This is a genomic window from Anoxybacillus sp. PDR2 (genome assembly GCF_009834045.1).
In the GTDB taxonomy this organism is placed as follows: Bacteria; Bacillota; Bacilli; order Bacillales; family Anoxybacillaceae; genus Anoxybacteroides; species Anoxybacteroides rupiense.
This window is the reverse complement of record NZ_CP047158.1, coordinates 527,547-543,012: the sequence shown is the minus strand read 5'-3', so window position 1 is coordinate 543,012 and position 15,466 is coordinate 527,547. Positions and strand designations below refer to the sequence as shown.

The 15,466-nt window shown below is 42.3% G+C and carries 19 protein-coding genes and 1 riboswitch; of the genes, 11 read left to right on the top strand and 8 right to left on the bottom strand.

Going from position 1 to position 15,466, the window contains the following annotated elements; translation table 11 throughout:
* Window positions 1-114 precede the first annotated feature (114 nt).
* Window positions 115-297, bottom strand: a complete 183-nt coding sequence (locus GRQ40_RS02635) for an SE1561 family protein (RefSeq protein WP_066146705.1) — start codon at window positions 295-297, stop codon at window positions 115-117.
* A 102-nt stretch (window positions 298-399) separates the two neighbouring features.
* Here GRQ40_RS02635 and yfkAB point away from each other — a divergent pair, with 102 nt between their 5' ends.
* Both yfkAB and GRQ40_RS18910 read left to right on the top strand, forming a co-directional pair.
* Window positions 400-1,524, top strand: a complete 1,125-nt coding sequence (gene yfkAB, locus GRQ40_RS02630) for a radical SAM/CxCxxxxC motif protein YfkAB (RefSeq protein ID WP_159719316.1) — start codon at window positions 400-402, stop codon at window positions 1,522-1,524.
* A 68-nt stretch (window positions 1,525-1,592) separates the two neighbouring features.
* A complete protein-coding gene (locus GRQ40_RS18910) occupies window positions 1,593-1,796 on the top strand; it encodes a hypothetical protein (RefSeq protein ID WP_370514196.1) in 204 nt (67 codons plus the stop codon).
* A gap of 45 nt (window positions 1,797-1,841) precedes the next feature.
* Here the strand turns inward: GRQ40_RS18910 and GRQ40_RS02625 are convergent, their stop codons facing one another.
* The 4 genes from GRQ40_RS02625 to GRQ40_RS02610 form a co-directional block, all read right to left on the bottom strand.
* Window positions 1,842-2,351, bottom strand: a complete 510-nt coding sequence (locus GRQ40_RS02625) for a DoxX family protein (RefSeq protein WP_066146697.1) — start codon at window positions 2,349-2,351, stop codon at window positions 1,842-1,844.
* Between the two features lie 710 nt (window positions 2,352-3,061).
* Entirely contained in the window at window positions 3,062-3,850 is a 789-nt protein-coding gene (locus tag GRQ40_RS02620) for a YfkD famly protein (RefSeq protein ID WP_066146694.1), read from the bottom strand.
* 229 nt (window positions 3,851-4,079) lie between these two features.
* Window positions 4,080-5,132: a calcium/proton exchanger gene (gene cax, locus GRQ40_RS02615; RefSeq protein ID WP_066146691.1), complete on the bottom strand. Its 1,053-nt coding sequence runs from the start codon at window positions 5,130-5,132 to the stop codon at window positions 4,080-4,082.
* Between the two features lie 21 nt (window positions 5,133-5,153).
* Complete coding sequence (locus GRQ40_RS02610; RefSeq protein ID WP_159719315.1) at window positions 5,154-5,537, bottom strand: OsmC family protein; 384 nt, start codon at window positions 5,535-5,537, stop codon at window positions 5,154-5,156.
* 89 nt (window positions 5,538-5,626) lie between these two features.
* On the opposite strand from GRQ40_RS02610, the gene GRQ40_RS02605 reads away from it, so the two are divergent.
* Both GRQ40_RS02605 and GRQ40_RS02600 read left to right on the top strand, forming a co-directional pair.
* Window positions 5,627-6,781 (top strand): MFS transporter, encoded by a 1,155-nt coding sequence (locus tag GRQ40_RS02605; protein WP_159719314.1) that lies wholly within the window; start codon window positions 5,627-5,629, stop codon window positions 6,779-6,781.
* Window positions 6,782-6,938: 157 nt separating this feature from the next.
* Window positions 6,939-7,085, top strand: a complete 147-nt coding sequence (locus tag GRQ40_RS02600) for a BH0509 family protein (RefSeq protein WP_044743851.1) — start codon at window positions 6,939-6,941, stop codon at window positions 7,083-7,085.
* 219 nt (window positions 7,086-7,304) lie between these two features.
* Here the strand turns inward: GRQ40_RS02600 and GRQ40_RS02595 are convergent, their stop codons facing one another.
* Genes GRQ40_RS02595 through GRQ40_RS02585 form a run of 3 tightly spaced genes read right to left on the bottom strand, consistent with a single transcriptional unit; the run spans window position 7,305 to window position 8,940 of the window.
* Entirely contained in the window at window positions 7,305-8,138 is an 834-nt protein-coding gene (locus GRQ40_RS02595) for a YihY/virulence factor BrkB family protein (RefSeq protein WP_044743852.1), read from the bottom strand.
* A gap of 15 nt (window positions 8,139-8,153) precedes the next feature.
* Window positions 8,154-8,447, bottom strand: coding sequence for a YtxH domain-containing protein (locus GRQ40_RS02590; protein WP_159719313.1), 294 nt, complete (start codon window positions 8,445-8,447; stop codon window positions 8,154-8,156).
* Between the two features lie 22 nt (window positions 8,448-8,469).
* On the bottom strand, window positions 8,470-8,940 hold the full coding sequence (locus GRQ40_RS02585) for a low molecular weight protein-tyrosine-phosphatase (RefSeq protein ID WP_066146681.1): 471 nt from the start codon (window positions 8,938-8,940) through the stop codon (window positions 8,470-8,472).
* Window positions 8,941-9,059: 119 nt separating this feature from the next.
* On the opposite strand from GRQ40_RS02585, the gene GRQ40_RS02580 reads away from it, so the two are divergent.
* The 7 genes from GRQ40_RS02580 to GRQ40_RS02550 all read left to right on the top strand — a co-directional run bounded on the left by GRQ40_RS02580 (window position 9,060) and on the right by GRQ40_RS02550 (window position 15,461).
* On the top strand, window positions 9,060-9,284 hold the full coding sequence (locus GRQ40_RS02580) for a DUF1128 domain-containing protein (RefSeq protein WP_044743855.1): 225 nt from the start codon (window positions 9,060-9,062) through the stop codon (window positions 9,282-9,284).
* A 444-nt stretch (window positions 9,285-9,728) separates the two neighbouring features.
* Window positions 9,729-9,842, top strand: a riboswitch (SAM riboswitch).
* Window positions 9,843-9,914: 72 nt separating this feature from the next.
* Window positions 9,915-10,058 carry a YezD family protein gene (locus GRQ40_RS02575; protein WP_082063674.1) on the top strand — a complete coding sequence of 48 codons (144 nt, stop codon included), beginning with the start codon at window positions 9,915-9,917 and terminating at the stop codon, window positions 10,056-10,058.
* Between the two features lie 103 nt (window positions 10,059-10,161).
* Window positions 10,162-10,866, top strand: a complete 705-nt coding sequence (locus GRQ40_RS02570) for a phosphoadenylyl-sulfate reductase (RefSeq protein ID WP_159719312.1) — start codon at window positions 10,162-10,164, stop codon at window positions 10,864-10,866.
* A gap of 12 nt (window positions 10,867-10,878) precedes the next feature.
* Window positions 10,879-11,952 carry a sulfate permease gene (locus GRQ40_RS02565; RefSeq protein WP_159719311.1) on the top strand — a complete coding sequence of 358 codons (1,074 nt, stop codon included), beginning with the start codon at window positions 10,879-10,881 and terminating at the stop codon, window positions 11,950-11,952.
* 109 nt (window positions 11,953-12,061) lie between these two features.
* The gene (sat, locus tag GRQ40_RS02560; RefSeq protein WP_159719310.1) at window positions 12,062-13,210 is read left to right on the top strand and encodes a sulfate adenylyltransferase; all 1,149 of its coding nucleotides are present in this window, start codon (window positions 12,062-12,064) and stop codon (window positions 13,208-13,210) included.
* Between the two features lie 17 nt (window positions 13,211-13,227).
* On the top strand, window positions 13,228-13,833 hold the full coding sequence (gene cysC / locus GRQ40_RS02555; protein ID WP_159719309.1) for an adenylyl-sulfate kinase: 606 nt from the start codon (window positions 13,228-13,230) through the stop codon (window positions 13,831-13,833).
* 2 nt (window positions 13,834-13,835) lie between these two features.
* Entirely contained in the window at window positions 13,836-15,461 is a 1,626-nt protein-coding gene (locus tag GRQ40_RS02550) for a nitrite/sulfite reductase (RefSeq protein WP_159719308.1), read from the top strand.
* Window positions 15,462-15,466 lie beyond the last annotated feature (5 nt).

Here is a 15,466-nt window from a genome sequence, read left to right as displayed (position 1 = left end):
CCCCTTTGTTCATCATATGTATCCATCGTTCGACTTCTTTTTTATTATACTCCTTTTTAGTGATGGATGAAAACGGATGGCATTGGAAAAAAGAAAAAAGCCGTAGACGGCTTTTTACCAGCTTTTTTTGAATTGTTCATATTTCATTTCGAGCGAATCAATGACGGCAATGAGCCGATCAATATCCTCTAAATCCGCAGCCTCTGGATCTAGAGAATCAAGCATGTGCAGCAGCATGTTGAAACGCTCCTCTAGATATTTCAATTGTTTTTCTTTCTCATAAACGGCATTACCCACTACGTTTCTCTCCTTTCTCCCTTTCATCGTACATGATTGTTCAAGAAATGACAATCAACTATAATGAAGATGAATGGACTTTAAATAGTAAAGGAGAATGATATGGCTCGTTTAACACTGGAACCGATTAGCCCATCCTTTGACCCATGGGAGGCCTATCTGGATGTTCAGCAATACGGTTCATTGCAGTTAACCAATGTCGAATTTACGACCACCACATTATGTAATATGCGCTGTGAACATTGCGCTGTTGGTTATACATTACAAACGAAAGATCCTAAAGCATTGCCTCTTGATCTGCTTATCCGGCGTCTGGAAGAAATTCCATATTTACGTTCGTTAAGTATTACAGGCGGAGAACCGATGCTTTCGCTCAAGTCGGTTAACGAGTATGTCGTTCCATTATTGAAATATGCCCGCGAACGCGGAGTGCGGACACAAATCAACTCCAACTTAACGCTGGATTTGGAGCGCTATGAAAAAATTATTCCATATTTAGATGTGCTTCATATTTCTCATAACTGGGGCACGATGGAGGATTTTGTTGAAGGCGGGTTTGCCATGATGGAACGAAAGCCAAACATCCGCCAGCGCGAAGCCTACTTTGAACGAATGATTGAAAACGCCAAAGCTCTTTCACAAATGGGAGTTATCGTCTCTGCCGAAACGATGCTCAATAAACGGACATTGCCGCATTTAAAAAACATTCATAATCAAATTGTTCATGAAATGCAATGTAAGCGGCATGAGGTGCATCCGATGTACCCGAGCGACTTTGCCAGTGCGCTAGAAGCGCTGTCGCTTGATGAGCTGCGGAAAGCCATTCATTATTTGCTGGATATTCGCGATGAAAACGTCTGGATGCTCTTCGGAACGCTGCCATTTTATCCTTGCAGCAGTAACGAAGACGATCTCGCCTTACTGAAACGGCTATATGCCAGCAAAAATGTGACTGTGCGCAATGATCCAGATGGTCGGTCCCGCTTAAATGTCAACATTTTTACTGGAGAAATTATTGTAACGGACTTCGGCGACGAACCATCACTCGGCAATATCCAGCATCACTCTCTGCTTGAGGCCTATGAAAGATGGATGGATTCTTCGCTTGCCCAACAACTGAATTGCCACTGTCCATCGGTGCAATGCCTCGGCCCAAATGTTCTTGTTAAGAATAGCTATTATTGCGATGTTGATTTTACCAATAGAGCTGCGCGCATCATCAAATAAACATCGTATTCATCCTAGATATTGTAAAATGGCAGACAAAGCCGAAAAGGACTTTGTCTGCCACTAAAATGAAATCAAAGACAAAAGTAGCCCTCAATGACGAACAGAAGGCAGATCTTTATGCGAAGAGTAAAGTGGATATAGAAGATGCGTTCGGAAACATTAAGGGCAATCTGTCGTTTACTCGATTTCTGTTCGGTAGACTGGAAAAGGTGCAAACAGGATTCAGGATAGTGGCAATACCCCCCCTTCTGAAATTAGCAGACATCTGACACGCTCTTTTGGGACGAGTCCATTCTAAGGAGGAGAGCATTTCCTTAATGTGCAGTTGCGCGTTTTTGTTGAGCTGTTCGTGTTCTACGTTGACCAATGTATTGCTTCAAAGCTGGTATCGCAAATCGATCTACTCCAAAATAGTAAGCCCCTGCTCCTACAAATAGTAATATAACTGCCGCTGTTAATAAAACGGGATTTGTGCTCACAGTACCCGCTAATAAGAAGTTTAAGTTCATAAACGCTCCTGCGAGCAATGCTGGAATCGTTGCCGCTCCAATGATTAACCCTACCCCAACAAGCACTTCACCATATGGGATTAGAATATTAAATAGCTTGACATTTGGAATCGCAACATTTTCAAGAAAAGCAGCATACCATCCTTGAACAGCTGGATTTTCTCCTGTCGCTTTTGCCAGAGCACCTTGTAAAAAGCCACTCGCATCAAATTCCCCTGTCACCTTATGAAGTCCTGCTTCCAACCACTGAATTCCCAACCATACTCTCATCACGGTCCAAATAACAGCTGCTTGAGGAGTCTGATACCATCTCATTTTTTATTCCTCCCAAATTTTATTTGTGAAATATTTCACATAACATACCAAAAAAATAAGTGTATAAAGTTCTGTTCTTTTGTATTAGTTTGTGAAACATTTCACTAATTCATTACATCTTTAGTGTAATTTATTTTTACTTTATTTGCAATATCGTTCACGTGATTGTCATAATAAAACCATTTACATGAGAAGCGGCAAATCCTTTGAAGCTATACACAGAGTAGAGAAGTTATTCACAAAAAGCATATTTATATCTTTGTGAATTATGTGTATAACTAGGAAAAATCTCAGCAAATCAATATGGTTTTTGTGGATAAATATGTGAACACAATCATTACGAGCTCTTTTCTCTATTTAACACATCCAGCGGGAAGCTTTCCACCTCTAAACGAAGTGAAGGGGAAGAGGTTTATATTTAGGGAAACCATTGAAAAAGAGTACCCGTTTATCAAAATGGAAATTTCCTGAAATTAAGAGATGAGCAAATCACACGACATTTATTACTATGTTCTATGTACGAATCTATCCACACGAGCGACACAAGCTTCTTCGTTTAGCTAGTTGGGGCGCTCCTCTATTCCAACCAAGGAATCGGTTCATGTTTGCAGGCATCCGCCACGTGAACTTCAGAAAAAAGAAAAAGAGCAAATGGAAAAATAAACTATTTTCCCATCCACTCTTTTGTAAAGGTTTTTGAACAAGCCCCCTTATCTTGGTTGATCGCTGATCACATAAGAAAAAGAGAGGCGGTCCTGGACTGGAATCCAGGCACCGATTCCTTGTGTCGTCACATTTTTTACCATGATTTTTTTCTTGTTTCCTTTGAGGACAATATATACTTCTCCATATGTGACCTTTCCTTTTTCATTCACCGCTGGAGCATATGCATATAAGTAGCCCATTTTCTTCGCTGGCACTTGATACGACTGGTCTTTTTTCGTTCCGATGCCGATCACCGTACTAAATGACAATGGCAAGCTGGTTTTTTTCATTGCCGTTAGCAACATCATCTTTTTGACCGCTTCCTCGCTTGGAACTTGCGCTGTTAATCCGCCGCGAATTTGCTTTTGCATTTCTTGTCTATAATGCAGCTTTTGCGCTGCTTTGCCGCCGCGGTTATCCAAAAAGTTTGTATTCACCTTTTGATATTCCCAGTTTGTTGAGGTCTCTAGCGATTGATAGTTAAGCGGCCATTGACCCAAATAAATCGTTGCTCGATATCCAATAGAGAACGGAGTGCTTGATATTGATGATTCATTTAATAAACGAATCAGTTCTGGATTTTCAATTTTAACATTGGCAGATTGAAGCAATTGTTTAGCGAGAGAGCTCGGCTGTAAATAAGGCAAATCCTGCGTCGAATTCGGATACGTATTTTCCTTTGATATATCGACAGCGGAATTGCCCAGCACTTGTTTCAATGCAGCGGCGTGGGCTAAAATAGGCGAATATATCATTAGAACGCTCATTACACAACTAATGATCCACTTTTTCATTGCACCAACTCCTTTCCATTGCTGCTTTCTTCGTTATTTTTTTCAAAAAAAGAACGTTTATCCATCCTAAAAAAATTTATTATTATTCATTTTAATGTTAAAAATATTCAAATAATATGATATACTATCTGATAGATGTGCTGTTTTTCCTCCTATTGATGCAATACCGCCATCGCTTGGTCGATTAGGACAAGCGAAAAAAGACTCTGCAAACGCAGAGTCTTTTTTTTTACAACAAGTAAAAGCCGATTCCCATAATAATATAAGCAGCCAAAAGCGTAGCTCCTTCAAACCAGTTGGTGTCTCCGTCATTTGAAAGAACGATAATCAGCAATACAGATGTAGCCATCGCCGCCAATTCAGGAAGCGAAAAAACAAGCGGCATGCTTGTCGGGAAGCACAGAGAAATAAGAACAAGCACGGGAGCGACAAACATGGCGATTTGCAGTGTAGACCCAATAGCAATTTCAACTGCCACATTCATTTTGTTTTTATACGCCATAATGATGGCAGAAGCATGCTCTGCCGCATTTCCGACAATCGCAACGATGATGATTCCGATAAACAGCTCGCTCCAGCCAAACGATTCAGCCACTGTTTCAAATGTATGAACAAGCCTTTCCGATATGTAAGCAACCGCTACAGTAGCGAGAGCTAAAATCGTAATCGCTTTTCCTTTGCCCCATTCCGGCTCTTCATGATGCTCTGCTTCGTCCGATTTGTGCTGATAGACGCCGCGATGCGTCACCAGCTTAAAGTACAGAGCGGCCAAATAAAGAATAATCATAATGACGGAAATACCAATGCTTAGCGATAAGGTTTTCGTTTGCGACATATTCGTCGAAAATACTTCCGGGATCACAAACGCCACTAAAATAGCAAATGTTAGCAACCCTGCGTTATGACGGGCATCATACACATTAAACTCTTGACGCTTATACTTGAGTCCCCCCACAAAAAACGATAACCCCGCAACCAATAACAGATTGCCTAATACCGAGCCTGTTAAGGAAGCTAGTACTACTTCTACCAGTCCCGCTTTCAATGCAAAAACCGAGATAATCAACTCCACCGCATTGCCAAACGTTGCATTTAGCAGTCCACCAATACGCGGACCTGTCACAATGGCCAAGCTCTCCGTCGCCCGGCCCATATAACTCGCTAACGCAATGATCGTAAGGCAATAAATCAAAAACATCATCACTGAAGGCCAATGGAGAAGTCCTCCAATCACTGATAGCGGTACCCCGACAAACACCATTAGCGCAAATATTTTATTCATCTTTTGCACCCAACCTTTCCACTATGGAATAAGCTCAAATGTTTCCGTAATACGGATGCAGCCTTCCACCGATTGAACCATTGGACAGTTTTTTCTGGCGATTTCCAAAGATTTCGCCACTTGCCTCTCATCTAAATCGCTGCCTTTAATCATAAAATGGAGATGGATGGCTTCCACACGGTTCCCTTCCTTTTCATTACGTGCCACATCAGCCCGAATTTTTATGTCCTCTATATGCAATCGTTTCTTTTCTAAAATTTTTCTCAATACTCCGCCGCTGCAAACAGCAATGGAAGAAACAAGCAGCTGATAAGGACGGAAACCGTAAGCTTCATCTCCAGCTACATGTAAATCTCCATATTCAAGATTCGTGTAAAACCCCACTTCCTTCATCACAAATTCCATAGATTGCTCACCTCTTTTTTCTTGTTTTCCATCCAAAAGCTATGTACCATGATAATCGACGTACTTTTTAGCAAACGAGGGGTTTCATTATGCGACTTTGGATTCTAGTCAGCATTGTTTCTATTTCCGGATTATCGCAAGGCATGCTGCTTCCTTTGTTATCTATTATTATGGAAAAGCACGGATTTTCTTCTTCCGTTAACGGCATGCACGCTACTGCCATGTATATAGGTGTGTTGCTGATTTCTCCGTTTCTCGAAAAGCCATTGCGAAAATATGGATATCGGCCCATGATTATGCTTGGTGGTTTTATTGTACTATTGTCTCTCCTTTTATTTCCACTATGGCATTCATTTTTATTTTGGTTTGTATTACGCTTGTTCATTGGGATCGGCGATCATATGCTTCACTTTGCGACTCAAACATGGATTACTGATTTTTCGCCGACACAACGCCGCGGGCGCAATTTATCGTTATATGGCTTATTTTTCGGAATTGGTTTTGCCGTTGGCCCGATGCTTGCATCGCTTGTTGAGATTCACGAGGCGCTGCCGTTTCTTTTATCTTCCTTATTGAGCTTTGCAGGATGGCTTACTGTTTTTTCGCTCAAAAATGCGCATCCTGAAGTCAACGATGCTTCGGAAAAATCCAGTGGACTGCGCCGTTTCACACAAACATGGAAATATGCTTGGACGGCATTATCGCTTCCGTTTGCCTATGGTTTCCTAGAGGCTGCCATTCATGGCATTTTCCCTGTTTATGCGCTACGAGAGCACATTTCGGTCGAACATATCTCCTTTATTTTGCCAGCTTTTTCAATTGGAAGCATCCTATTTCAATTACCGCTCGGCATTTTTAGCGATCGCTTGGGCCGCAAAACAGTCCTTATCACAGCTGTGCTTCTTGGGAGTTTGAGCTTTATCAGCGCTCAGTTTTTTACGAATTCACCTCTTGGTCTTTTTGCCTGCTTTTTTGTGGCTGGGATGTTCGTTGGTTCGCTCTTTTCGCTTGGCATTACCTATATGGCCGATTTGCTCCCAAAAACACTGCTTCCAGCCGGAAATTTATTATCTGGCATCCTTTACAGCGTGGGAAGCATGGTGGGGCCTTTTTCACTTGGAGTCATCATCCAATACAAACAAGGAGGCAGCTTTTTTGTCACTGTCAGCACCCTTTTGTTCCTCATTTTTCTTATCCTTGCATACAATAAACCAAAGGAGATCAGGGAGACCGCAGATCATTGATCTCCTTTTTTTATCACCAACCTGTTCTGTCTCCTTGACTGAAGAAGATTCATCATGAGAAGACATAAAAATATATTGACCTTCTCTCCATTCTGTTATATAATACAAACAACAAAAATAAACCCTGTTTTAAAACAGTATGAAAGGGAGAGGAAGAATGAGCAGAGCCGAACGGAAAAATATGATTGAGTTTATTGAAAAAGTTAAAGGATTCACAAAAGAACAGCTTTTATACATGACAGATGCGGAAATTGAACACATTTATAATCAAACCTATTATCACTACGAGGAACTCGCTGAATAAAGGGCTGCCTTGACGACAGCCCTTTTCTTTTTTTATTTAATGGTATCCATTTTGTCCGTTTGCACTGCTGCTTGTTTTATGCTTTGGCCGGTTTTTTCCTTTTTGTTTCGTGCCGCCATCTTTTTTAGTATGCTTTGTCATGATGATTCCTCCTTAACTAACCGGATACAATGGTTATCATCCCCGCTCCAATCGCAGTTTATAAAAGGGAATTGCGCTCTACCGTTCCCGTTTCCTTCCTTCTCGTTGGCATTCCAAAACCGCATTCAATTCTCCACCCAACACAATGATCATTCCGGATAAATAAAACCAAATCATTAAAATAATAATGCCCCCAAGGCTCCCATACATAGATGTATAACTAGAAAAACTCTCTACGTAATAAGAAAAAGCGAGAGATGTAACAATCCAGCCAATGGTAGCAAACATGGCACCTGCCATCACTTGCTTATAATGTAATTGCTTATTCGGAGCAAAATAATACAGCGAAGTAAACACACCGAACAAAATAAGGAAGCTGACAATCCAGCGAAACGCGCTCCAAATCATTAAAAAGATACCCGAAATGCCGAGCATGGAGGATAAAAAAAGCCCGATCGTTTTCCCAAAAACGGGCAATACTAGAGCCACTACAATCACAAGCATCATTCCAAATGTCAGCAAAATGGACACGCCTCTAGCCGCGATAAAGGAACGGCTTTCTTGCACATCATAAGCACGATTAAACGCACGAACAATAGCGTCAATACCATTCGAAGCAGACCAGACAGCTCCTATAATTCCGAATGACAACAGCTTACCATTTTGGTGATTCATAACATAATGAATATTTGCTTCGATAAGGTCCATCGCTTCCTTCGGGGCATATTGGCGAACAACCGATAAAACGTCCTCATGCTCGATTGGCAAATACGCCATCAATGTAAATAAAAAAATCAGAAAAGGAAAAAGAGAAAGAAGGAAAAAATAAGCTAACTCAGCTGAAAGACGAGAGACTTCATCTTCCCGAAACCGCTTGACCATTTCACGTATAAACGTGAGGTTCATCATCATGACCATATGCTCCCTTCACTTTTTCAGGCGAAGATCTTTATGCTTGATTGCATCGTATGATTCTTTTACCCACTCGATCATCTCTGGTGTTTTTTCAGCTACTTCTTTTATTTTTTCCGCTGTATAGACTACGTCTTCCGCAAGCTGTCCTATACTCTCGCGGCATTCATGGATTCGCTCTGGCAGCTGGCGAATCAGCTTGCCCCGTTGCACCCATACCTCTTTCAGCGAATGCCTCGTTTCTCGATCAAGCAGCGAAACAGCTGCACCAATAACCGCTCCGATCATGATGTTTCTTGCGATTTTCATCTTCTCCTCCCCCTTTGGTTGATTATATTCCTTGTTCTTTTTTAATCGCTTCAAGCAAATGCCGGCAGCCCTTTTGGATTAGCTCGTACACTTCGGTAAAATTACCTGTATAATAAGGATCCGGTACATCAGCTATATCGCTGTCTGGAACAAAATCAAGTAAACGGCCAACAAAGCCAGCTTTATTATATCCAGCCAAGCGCTTTAAATCCTCCATGTTTTCGACATCCATCGCAATAATATAGTCAAACATCCGCAAATCCTCTTCGCCAATTTGTCTTGCCCGAATTCCTGAAAAATCAATTCCCTTCTTTGTTAAAATGCTTTGCGTTCCTTCATGAGGCGGATTGCCGATATGCCAATTCCCCGTTCCCGCCGAATCGATCATAATTTGATCTTCAAGCCCTTCTTTTTTGACCAAGTCGCGAAAAATGGCTTCAGCCATTGGTGATCGGCAAATATTCCCAAGACAAACAAATAACACTTTAATCATCACAACACATCTCCCTTCGCTATCCATTATAAACAAAATAACAGTATACATGTATATTCTTTCATTCCTTCCATATGGTACAATGACTCTATCCATCAAATTCAGAAAGGATGAGACTTTTGGATTTATCGCAAAAATCTCTTGAAAATATGGAATACATGATTGAAAAAATAAAGGAAAAGCTGAAGGTTCTCAACTTTGATGTGATGAAGTCATCCCATTTTGACGAAACGCTATATGAGGAGTTAAGAGATCTTTATGAAATGGTCATGAGAAAAAGCTCCTTCAGCCCTAATGAAATGCAAGCCATTGTCGAAGAGCTTGGAAATTTACGCAAACGATAACGAAACAAGATAGAGGCTTTTCCATGCTGGAAGCGGTGTCCGCGCCTGCTCCGTTTTTTCTATAAAAAGGCGCCTCGTCAGCTTTTTAGGTGACAGACAATGTCCAAATGGTCGTTGTCTGTCATTCTTTTAGGCATATTCCCCCGCAGACCCCGCTTAGCAAACAAAGATCGCAGCTAATCGCGGGAAGTAAAATGGAACCATTTTGAAAAATGGCCTCCCCCTCTTCTCCCTTCCTATCTTTTCCCATTTTCATAACGATCTATATGATGTTATCCCTTTTCATTCTATATTCCCCATCACATGAATGAACCTCCCCGACCAGCACTTCATTAAGAGATAGGAGACTTCTCGACAAATAATGTTAAAATGAAAAAATAAATTCCTATCGAAAAACTCGGGTTGACATTTATTCGAATTATGTTAAAATTTTAGTCAATTACATACTTATCAAGAGTGGGGGAGGGAACTGGCCCAATGAACCCCGGCAACCTACTTCAAATTCATGAAGCAAGGTGCTACGTCCATCCAAATGGGAACCATTTTGGGAGATAAGGTGAAATAGGCAGCCTCCTTTGTCTTTCCGAAATGGAAAGCTTTTTTATTTATTGACACTAAGGAGGAATCGCAATGGGAAATGAACAGCAAATCGCTGCCATTTTTACTAGAATACAAGAAATGCTGCAGTCAATGAAATTTGGCACGATCACGCTTGTGATCCAAGACGGCAAAGTGATTCAACTTGAAAAAAACGAAAAGATAAGAATTAAATAATAAGGCGCGCTGACTAGACAAACTAGAGGCGGTTTTCCCTTCTATCGTACAGAGCAAGGTGAAAACTGTCTTTTTTTACCACCAAATAAAGGAGGAAACAACCTTGCTGACTTATGACACATGGAATGGAGAAATGCCATTCTTCTCAATTGACAATGAAACAAAAGGAGCCTTAGATGTTATTCGATGGGCTTATGAGCATTATGGAGATGAGGTTGTTTATGCCTGTAGCTTCGGTATTGAGGGCATCGTCTTAATCGATCTAATCTCTAAAGTTAAACCGGACGCAACCGTTGTTTTTCTCGATACGGGTCTCCATTTTCGCGAAACATACGAAACGATTGAAAAAGTTCAAAAAAAATATCCTTCGCTTCGCATTGTAATGAAAAAGCCGCGCCTATCGCTAGAAGAGCAGGCAGAACAAATGGGAGAGCAACTATGGGTGCAGGAGCCAAATCGCTGCTGTGAAATTCGCAAAATTATCCCGCTGCGCGAAGTCTTGACAGGTGTGCCAGCCTGGATTTCTGGATTGCGCCGTGAGCAGTCTTCCACACGGAGACATGTGGAATTTCTGAATAAAGACCCAAAATTTCAATCTATTAAAATATGTCCGCTGATTCACTGGACTTGGAAAGACGTATGGAACTATGTCTATAAACATCAGCTGCCATACAACGAGCTTCATGATAAAGGCTACCCAAGCATTGGCTGTGAGCCGTGCACATCTCCTGCGCTTGATGCAAATGATTTGCGTTCAGGCAGATGGGCTGGGCGCGGAAAAGTCGAATGCGGCCTCCATGAATCATAAGGAGGGGCATACATGCTTTTAGCCGTTGCTTTTGCCGTCTCCTTCTTTTTCGCCATGAATATCGGAGCTAGCGGAGCAGCCGCAGCGATGGGAGTAGCCTATGGCTCAGGAGCCATTCAGCGGAAATCCATCGCCCTCCTTCTTTGTGGTCTCGGTGTTTTTCTAGGGAGTCTTGGCGGAGGAGAAGTCGTGAAAACAATTGGTTCTGGCATCATCCCTTCGTCCATTTTAACGATTAAAATTGTCACGATTATTCTAGCAGCTTCGACTATTTCCTTATTTGCGGCCAACATGATAGGAATTCCACTATCAACAAGCGAAATTACGGTTGGTGCTGTCGTCGGTGCCGGCATGGCTTATCAAACGTTATATCTTTCTAAACTTCTATTTATTGTTTCCATTTGGATCATCATTCCAGTCATCGCCTTTACTTTTACCTTTATCGTTGGAAAATGGTTTTTGCGGCTTAAAGAAAAACATCCCTACATTGAACAGGGCATGTGGAAAAAAAGCCTGATGTCCTTGTTAATTGTGACTGGCTTTTTTGAAGCTTTTTCAGCTGGAATGAACAACGTGGCCAACGCTGTCGGCCCTCTCGTCGGCGCCAATTTGATCTCAGTGAATTCCGGCACTTTTTTTGGCGGCTTATTTGTAGCATTAGGAGCCGTTTTACTGGGCGGGCGCGTGCTTGAAACGAACGGGAAAAAAATTATTCATTTTTCTCCGTTTGAAGGATGCGCGATCTCAGGAACAGGAGCCATCCTTGTTATTCTTTCTTCCCTTTTCGGTCTGCCAGTTCCATTAACGCAGATTACCACATCCGCTATTATCGGAATCGGAACAGCCAAAACAGGAACGTACATTTGGCAAAAACGAATTGTTATTCAGCTGTTAAAGGTTTGGGTTGTTTCACCTATTTTTTCTCTTGTTATCGCTTATAGTCTTGTGAAATTACTGCTGGACAGCGATATTTACACGTTTATTGCTATTTTTAGCGTCTTTCTGTCCACCCTAGGAATCATCAGTCTCAAAAAAACAGTAACAGAAGAAAAGCGATCTTTGCACGAACATGGCGAAGGAATTTAACATTAAATCACAGTTATCCTATCGCTTTTATAAACACAAGCGATATCAATCGTTAACAACGCTCGCTAACCATAGCGGCCCTATTTACTATATTTTAGGAGGAATGAAAATGAGCTTAAGCATCCCACATGGCGGTACATTAATCAATCGTTGGAACCCGGAATATCCATTCCACTCTGTGACGAAAAAAATTGAGCTGTCCAATGCAGAATTAAGCGATCTTGAATTGATCGGTACTGGCGCATACAGCCCGCTAACAGGATTTTTAGGAAAGGAGGACTACGAATCTGTTGTGAAAACGATGCGCCTTGCCAATGGCATCGTTTGGAGCATTCCGATTACGCTTGCTGTGAGTGAACAAAAAGCAGCTGAGCTTTCCATCGGCGAAACGGTAAAGCTTGTCCACAACGGCCAAGTATACGGCGTGATGGAAGTTCAAGAGCTATACGTGCCTGATAAACAAAAGGAAGCCCTTCTTGTCTATCAAACAGAGGACTGGAATCATCCTGGAGTCAAAAAATTATTCGAAAGACCCAATGTCTACGTCGGGGGGCCGATCACCCTTGTTAATCGAACAAACAAAGGACGATTTGCTTCCTTTTATTTCGATCCAGCCGAGACACGCCAACGCTTTGCTGAATTGGGTTGGAACACCGTTGTGGGCTTTCAGACGCGAAATCCTGTGCATCGCGCTCACGAATATATTCAAAAATGCGCACTTGAAATCGTCGATGGACTATTTTTAAATCCGCTTGTCGGCGAAACCAAGGACGACGATATTCCAGCTGATATTCGCATGGAAAGCTATCAAGTACTTTTGGAAAACTACTATCCGAAGGATCGAGTGTTTCTTGGCGTCTTTCAAGCAGCCATGCGCTATGCAGGGCCAAGGGAAGCCATTTTCCATGCGATGGTGCGCAAAAACTTCGGCTGCACGCACTTTATTGTCGGACGCGATCACGCTGGCGTTGGAAATTATTATGGCACATATGATGCTCAAAAGATTTTCTTAAATTTTTCTCCAGAAGATCTCGGCATTACTCCATTATTTTTTGAACATAGCTTTTATTGTACAAAATGCGAGGGAATGGCCTCAACAAAAACATGTCCGCATAGCAGCGAACATCACGTAGTATTATCGGGAACAAAAGTACGAGAAATGTTGAGAAGCGGCCAAGTACCGCCTAGCACATTCAGCCGTCCAGAAGTGGTGCAAGTGCTTATTAAGGGGTTGGCAGTTCCTCATTCCGCTCGCTAACAAAGGAGGAAATCACATTGAACACGAACGTTGTTTGGCATCAGACGGCCGTGACAAAGGAGGAACGCCGCCAGCGCAACGGCCATCATAGCTGTGTTTTATGGTTCACTGGGCTGTCTGGCTCTGGAAAATCGACAGTAGCTAACGCCGTTTCTAAAAAGCTATTTGATCTCGGCATTCAAAATTATGTGCTTGATGGAGATAACGTTCGCCATGGATTAAACAAGGACTTGGGATTCTCTGCTGAAGACCGTACTGAAAACATCCGCCGCATTGGCGAAGTGGCCAAATTGTTTGTCGACAGCGGGCAATTTGTGTTAACAGCGTTTATCTCCCCTTTCGCTCAAGACCGTGCGCTAGTGCGTGGGCTGGTGGAAAGCGATGAATTTATCGAAATCTACGTAAAATGCCCTCTTGAGGAATGCGAAAAACGCGATCCAAAAGGGCTATATCAAAAAGCTAGAAACGGAGAAATTCGCAACTTTACCGGCATTGATTCGCCATACGAAGCTCCGGAAGCTCCGGAACTCATCATTGACACCCACCTTCATTCCATTCATCAATGTGCCGATCAAGTGATTGCATATTTACGCGATCGACACTTTATTAAGGAGGATTTATAAAGATGGCGTACGAAAAAACATGGGCTGCTAATCCAAAACTGAACAAAACCGAATTAAAAAAGCTAGAAAAAGACGGTTTAAAAATTTTTGATGAGATCCCGCGTTATGCAAAAGAAGGGTTTGCCGCGATTCCTCAAGAAGACTGGGATTATTTTAAATGGGCTGGACTGTATTTACAGCGTCCCAAAGAAGCCGGCTATTTTATGATGCGCGTCTGCGTCCCTTCAGGCATTTTAAATAATGAACAGCTTGAAACATTGGCAGGGATTGCCCGCGATTACGGGCGTGGCCTATTTGATATCACGACACGGCAGGCCGTTCAATTCCATTGGCTGCAAATCGAACAAATTCCCGATATTTTTCAACGATTAAAGCGTGTCGGACTATCGACAGCCGGCGCATGCGGTGACATCACTCGCAACATTGTCGGCAATCCTCTAGCTGGCATCGACCCAGATGAGTTATTTGACACAACGCATATTGTTCGCGAAGTCTATGAATTTTTCCAGCACAATGAAGATTTTTCTAATTTACCACGCAAATATAAAATGTCGATAAGTGCCAACGTATACAACGCAGCCAATGCTGAAATTCACTGTGTTTCCTTTATACCGGCCAAAAAAGTCATCGACGGTCAAGAAGTATTAGGTTTCCACGTAAAAGTCGGAGGCGGGTTGTCGTCGGCTCCGCATCTTGCCCAATTGCTTGATATATTTGTAGAACAAGGACGCGTAAAAGAGGTCGCCATTGCTATTACAACTATTTTCCGTGATTATGGCTATCGCGAAAAACGTCATCGTTCGCGTCTTAAATTCCTTGTCGCTGATTGGGGAGTGGAAAAATTTAAAGAAAAGCTTTTAGAATATACAGGTCCGCTGCCATCCAAAGGCGAAACGGTGCAAAAAGGCTGGAATGCCGGCTATTTTTACGGTGTACACCGCCAAAAGCAGGAAGGGCTGAACTATATCGGCTTTAACGTACCGGTTGGGCGTCTCAGCGCTGATGAAGTATTTGAGATTGCCAGAATAACCCGCCAATACGGAAATGGCGAGGTTCGTTTTTGCAACTCACAAAATCTTGTTATTCCCAACGTTCCAGATTCATATGTAGAGTCGGTGCTTCACGAAAAAATATTTGAGCGGATTACCGTGCGGCCAAAAACGTTCATTGGATACTCCGTTTCCTGCACAGGCATCGAGTTTTGCAATCTCGCATTGGTTGAAACAAAAGAGCGGATGCGTCATGTCGCAGAATACTTAGATAGCCGTTTACAGCTTGATGTTCCCGTACGCATCCATATGGTCGGCTGTCCAAACTCTTGCGGTCAAAGACAAATTGGCGATATCGGGCTTCAAGGGATCAAAATGAAAACAAAAGACAAAGGCATGGTTGAGGCGTTTGAAATTTATGTAGGCGGTACGCTGCAAAACGACGGAAAATTTAACGAAAAATTAAAAGGCAAGATCCCGGCAGAACAAATCGAAGAAGTGCTTGTATTGCTGTTCTCCTATTTTCAAGAAACAAAGCTGCCTGGCGAGACATTTCTTGATTACTTTAATCGCGTCGGCATTGAAGCGTTGCAGGCAGAATTGGATCGCATTTTAACGAATTTCAGCACAGTTGCATGAAGGTG

Excerpts from the sequence above, each read along its gene's own strand:
- GRQ40_RS02590 (WP_159719313.1), bottom strand. The coding sequence starts at position 8,447 with ATGAAAATCGCAAGAAACATCATGATCGGAGCGGTTATTGGTGCAGCT.
- GRQ40_RS02600 (WP_044743851.1), top strand. The coding sequence starts at position 6,939 with ATGAGCAGAGCCGAACGGAAAAATATGATTGAGTTTATTGAAAAAGTT.
- GRQ40_RS02575 (WP_082063674.1), top strand. The coding sequence starts at position 9,915 with ATGGGAAATGAACAGCAAATCGCTGCCATTTTTACTAGAATACAAGAA.
- GRQ40_RS02620 (WP_066146694.1), bottom strand. The coding sequence starts at position 3,850 with ATGAAAAAGTGGATCATTAGTTGTGTAATGAGCGTTCTAATGATATAT.
- GRQ40_RS02550 (WP_159719308.1), top strand. The coding sequence starts at position 13,836 with ATGGCGTACGAAAAAACATGGGCTGCTAATCCAAAACTGAACAAAACC.
- GRQ40_RS02625 (WP_066146697.1), bottom strand. The coding sequence starts at position 2,351 with ATGAGATGGTATCAGACTCCTCAAGCAGCTGTTATTTGGACCGTGATG.
- GRQ40_RS02610 (WP_159719315.1), bottom strand. The coding sequence starts at position 5,537 with ATGGAATTTGTGATGAAGGAAGTGGGGTTTTACACGAATCTTGAATAT.
- cax (WP_066146691.1), bottom strand. The coding sequence starts at position 5,132 with ATGAATAAAATATTTGCGCTAATGGTGTTTGTCGGGGTACCGCTATCA.
- GRQ40_RS02605 (WP_159719314.1), top strand. The coding sequence starts at position 5,627 with ATGCGACTTTGGATTCTAGTCAGCATTGTTTCTATTTCCGGATTATCG.
- yfkAB (WP_159719316.1), top strand. The coding sequence starts at position 400 with ATGGCTCGTTTAACACTGGAACCGATTAGCCCATCCTTTGACCCATGG.
- GRQ40_RS02565 (WP_159719311.1), top strand. The coding sequence starts at position 10,879 with ATGCTTTTAGCCGTTGCTTTTGCCGTCTCCTTCTTTTTCGCCATGAAT.
- sat (WP_159719310.1), top strand. The coding sequence starts at position 12,062 with ATGAGCTTAAGCATCCCACATGGCGGTACATTAATCAATCGTTGGAAC.
- GRQ40_RS02585 (WP_066146681.1), bottom strand. The coding sequence starts at position 8,940 with ATGATTAAAGTGTTATTTGTTTGTCTTGGGAATATTTGCCGATCACCA.
- GRQ40_RS02595 (WP_044743852.1), bottom strand. The coding sequence starts at position 8,138 with ATGATGATGAACCTCACGTTTATACGTGAAATGGTCAAGCGGTTTCGG.
- GRQ40_RS18910 (WP_370514196.1), top strand. The coding sequence starts at position 1,593 with ATGAAATCAAAGACAAAAGTAGCCCTCAATGACGAACAGAAGGCAGAT.